The 4,238-nt window shown below is 55.0% G+C and carries 4 protein-coding genes; 3 read left to right on the top strand and 1 reads right to left on the bottom strand.

Annotation, left to right across the window (positions count from 1 at the left end):
• On the top strand, positions 1 to 951 hold a 951-nt coding region (locus tag AB4043_RS16515; protein WP_442307546.1), incomplete at its 5' end, for a glycoside hydrolase family 43 protein.
• A 328-nt stretch (positions 952 to 1,279) separates the two neighbouring features.
• Here AB4043_RS16515 and AB4043_RS16510 read toward each other — a convergent pair.
• Positions 1,280 to 2,212: an AraC family transcriptional regulator N-terminal domain-containing protein gene (locus tag AB4043_RS16510; RefSeq protein ID WP_442302952.1), complete on the bottom strand. Its 933-nt coding sequence runs from the start codon at positions 2,210 to 2,212 to the stop codon at positions 1,280 to 1,282.
• Positions 2,213 to 2,395: 183 nt separating this feature from the next.
• Between AB4043_RS16510 and AB4043_RS16505 the strand changes: the two genes are divergently transcribed.
• Positions 2,396 to 2,773 (top strand): tautomerase family protein, encoded by a 378-nt coding sequence (locus AB4043_RS16505; RefSeq protein ID WP_442302951.1) that lies wholly within the window; start codon positions 2,396 to 2,398, stop codon positions 2,771 to 2,773.
• A 332-nt stretch (positions 2,774 to 3,105) separates the two neighbouring features.
• Positions 3,106 to 4,026 (top strand): VOC family protein, encoded by a 921-nt coding sequence (locus AB4043_RS16500; RefSeq protein WP_442307545.1) that lies wholly within the window; start codon positions 3,106 to 3,108, stop codon positions 4,024 to 4,026.
• The last annotated feature ends 212 nt before the right edge of the window (positions 4,027 to 4,238 follow it).

Raw genomic sequence — 4,238 nt, 5'->3', positions numbered from 1 at the left:
ATGGAGAAGGACTTCGGTGGCTACCTCCTCGTCTACTTCAAGGACCAGACGCAGGCCGCCTACCTCGCCGCCAGCAAAGATGGCTACACCTTCACCGACATCAATGACGGCCAGCCCATCTTCCTGGGCGCCGAACTCGCCGAGCAGAAGGGCGTCCGCGACCCCCACATCACCCGCGGGCCTGACGGAGCCTTCTATCTCGCGATGACGGACCTGCACATCTTCGGCCAGCGCGCAGGCATCTTCAAAACGCCCTTCCAGCGCCCGGTAGAGGAGTGTGGATGGGGCAACAACCGCGCTCTCGTCCTCATGAAGTCCTACGACCTCATCCACTGGTCCCACTCAGACTTCCGCGTCGACACAGCCTTCCCGGCACTCGGCAATATCTGCACCGCCTGGGCGCCGGAGACCATCTACGATCCCGCAAAGAAGAAGATGATGGTCTACTTCACCATGCGCTACGGCCCCAAGGGCAGCGACGTCTACTACGCCTACACCGACCCGGCCTTCACCAGGCTCGAAACCAAGCCGGAACTTCTCGCCCACACCGACGGCGCGGACGGCGACATCACGCCCTTCCATGGCAAGTACGAGCTCTACTTCGTATCAGACGCTAAGATTCGTCATGGCGTCTCCAGCACGCTGACCGGCGGCTACCAGATGGATCCGCAACGGATCGACCCCGAAAAAGTCTCCACCGAAGCGCCCACCACCTTCAAACGTCTCGGTACGGACAAGTACGTCCTCATGTATGACGTGTATGGCGCGCGTCCCAGCAACATGGGTTTCAGCGAAACAACGGACTTCCAGCAGTTCACCAACCTCGGCCGCTTCAATGAAGGCGTCATGAAGACCACAAACTTCACCAGCCCCAAGCACGGCGCAGTCACCTACCTGACGGCAGCAGAACTCAAAGCCATCGCAGATCACTGGCATGTGCCACTGCAATAGACAAACCGGGCACAAAATTGCTGGAGATCGGAGTCCGTACCGGAAGCTTTCCGGGGACATTGAACAATCGAACATTCCACATTGCCTGGGAGAACAAGAATCACGGTTCAGGAGTTTAGTTGACAGAGCGAGCCGACTCCGTTGTCCACTAACTGCGGATGGAACCGCAGGTTCAGTTCACGAATCCTTCCGTGTTGAACAACAATCATTTAAACGGCTTCAAGTCTGCGGTGCCCACTTCCGAGAACGGCGTTTTCGGTACTGATCGGTTTTGAACTTCGCTCTCAGTTGCTTCAGGCAGAGCACCTTCATATGTGACCAGTGAACTTCACTGTATTGGTCGAGAACGTCTCCAAATAGAGACATCACGGCGCGGGGAGGTTCCGAACACGCGCGTGTACTCACGGCTGAACTGGGAGACGCTCACGTAACCCACGTCATGCGCAGCAGACTCTACCGTGGCATTACGGAAGATCATCAAACGACGGGCTTCATGGAGTCGGAGCTGCTTTTGATACTGAATGGGTGTCATCCCCGTCACCGATTTGAATTGACGATGAAATGTCGCCTGACTCATATTCGCGGCAACGGCGAGATTTGCCACATGGATTGTCTCACTCAGCTTGTTTCGAAGAGTGTGAATGACCTGAATGATCCTTCGGTCCTGTCCGTTTGCCATGATCATGATTTGGCTGACCTGATGACCTTCGGGACCCGTCAAAAGCCAGTAGCAAATCTCACGCATGATTCCTGGATAGAGCCTCGGGATCGCCTCTGGAGTCCCGATAAGATGAATCGCGCGCTGGGCACAATCCACTAGTTGGCGATTTAGCTCGAGAACGAATGCGCCACGGGCTTTTGGCTTGCTGGCTGCGGTCAGAGTGATCCCGGTCTCTTCCGCCATCTCCTGCATGATGAAAAAATCCAGCTCGATTTGGAGTCCGAGATAAGGTGTCTTTGAACTTGCGACAACGACCGTACCGCGCGAAGGTATATCGACAGCCACCATAAGTGACTGTCCCGCCCCAAACTTGTAGCGCTTGTCCCCAAAGGTCGCCCATTTGGCTCCCTGAAGGGTCATGTAGAGAGCGGGTTTGAACAAGCAGCTAGCTGGCCGATTTGCCTGATCGGAGCGAAGAATCGACAGTCCCTGGATGGCAGTCGGAAATGTATCGCTTCCATCGATACCATCTGTGTACTGCCGTAGGCTTTGTGCCAGCTCTTGTAGGTTTCTCGATGCGCGTTGTTCGAGAAGGCTCATAGAGCACCAGTGTACGTGACAGGATTAGGCATGTATTTGAAAGCCTTGAGCATTCACAGAAAGCAACACAGCGATCTATGCTGGAGTTGAGCTACCAGCGGGGATGGAGATCACGATTCGTCGCCGACTTTGATGAGAAATCCAAACGATTTGCAACCAACTCAGAACCCGGAGGAGACAGCCATGCCGTTTGCACGTATCGACTTGCTTAAAGGGAAAACGTCCGAGTATCGCGCCACTTTGGCCGACGTCGTCTACCAGGGGATTGTCGATGTCCTGAAGGCTCCGGATGGGGATCGCTTTGTAGTCGTCGGGGAGCATTCACCCGATAATCTAATCTACGACCCGCACTTTCTCGGTTGGGAGCGATCCCCTGACTTCATCTTGATCCAAGTGACCAGCACTGTCGGAAACAATAAAGAGTCGAAGCTTGCCTTCTACCGATATATAGCCGACGAACTGAAGAGCAAGCTATCTGTTCGCCCCGATGACGTCATGATCAACATGGTCTTTGTCGACCGTTCGGATTGGTCATTCGGGAATGGCGAACCGTGGAACTAGCCGTTCATAGTCAACGCGATTCGACGGTAAGTCGTCGTTGCAGCCTTACATCGGCGGATTACTCCTGAAAATGTATGGTCCGCCGCGCGACTGCAAGGTTGAGTTTGGTCGAGAGACAAGTCTGCGGCAATGTATTCGGCCTTTGATGGAGCCGCGTGCTCCCTAGAGCTGCGAGGTAGACCTGGGCGGCTGATTTTTCGACGTCGGTAATGAAACGGTGGGCGTCGGGACTATGATGGCTTTGCATTCACAGGCCAAAGCACAGGCGACCGCTGAGGACGGCGGACAGAAGCTTCGGGATGGGGGAACGGCGGATGAGGATTTATGTGGGAATGGCCGGCTGTCTGCTTTCGCTGGCACAAAGCCTATCGGGCATGGCACAAGCAAAACCTTCTCGGCCGGCTATCACTGGAATCTCACACGTCTGCATCTACACAACCAACGCCGCGAAGTCCGACGCCTTTTACCAACACGATTTGGGAGCGTCCAAAAGGCCTGATCCTGAGAATGCTCTGGGTGTGCGGTATTACTTCAGCCCAATACAGTTCGTGGAGGTGTTGCCGCTGCCTTCGACGGAGACCTCCATCAATAGGCTCGACCATGTAGCGTTCAATACCGCCGATGCGGCAGGTCTAAGGCTCTATATGAAGGAGCACGGCATCGCTGTCCCGGAAAAAATAGAGAACGCAAGCGATGGAAGCCGCTGGTTTGAGGTACGCGATCCTGAGGGCAACCGGGTGCAGTTCGTACAACCTCCTGCGAAACCGGCAGACATACCGTTGGACGAATTCAGCAGCCACATCATTCATCTCGGATACATGGTGCGCGATGACAAAGCTGAGAATGAGTTCTATCGATCTCTGCTTGGATTCCGGCCATATTGGTTCGGCGGCAGGGCTGAGACTCCGACGGACTGGATCTCACAACAAGTGCCCGATGGGACGGACTGGATCGAGTACATGATGGTAAGGGATCCTGAGAGAGTCCGCATTCCTGCCAGTGTAACCAAGACCTCGCTGGGATCGATGGACCATATTGCACTCKGAGTACCGAGTATGAAGGCTGCCTACGAGACCCTCTACACCGGAGACAGGCTCAACAACCGGAACGCTGGAGGCATAAAGATCGCCCGCGACGGCAAATGGCAGTTCAATATGTATGACCCAGACGATACGAGGGTTGAGCTTATGGAGTTTAAGCCAACGGTAAAACCCTGCTGCTCCCCTTTCACGGCCAGCCATCCAACCCGATAAAGCATTTCTCCTGTAGGTGTAGAGCAGGGTTGTGCATCTTTGGGCGTTTTTCTCAATGAAAACGCCGCTGCACGATCCTCACGGGATACCCAGTAACAGGAGAAATGCTCTAGTACGTGGTGCGCTTGGCCTGGGAACTCCAACCGGTCGCGGCAACTGGAGAGCAGCGGCTTGGTAACGCGAGTCGTATATCCCAAAGTCCCTCCCCGAGT

The organism is Terriglobus sp. YAF25 (assembly GCF_052113305.1).
Lineage (GTDB): Bacteria > Acidobacteriota > Terriglobia > Terriglobales > Acidobacteriaceae > Terriglobus.
This window is presented reverse-complemented; position numbering and strand designations above follow the sequence as displayed.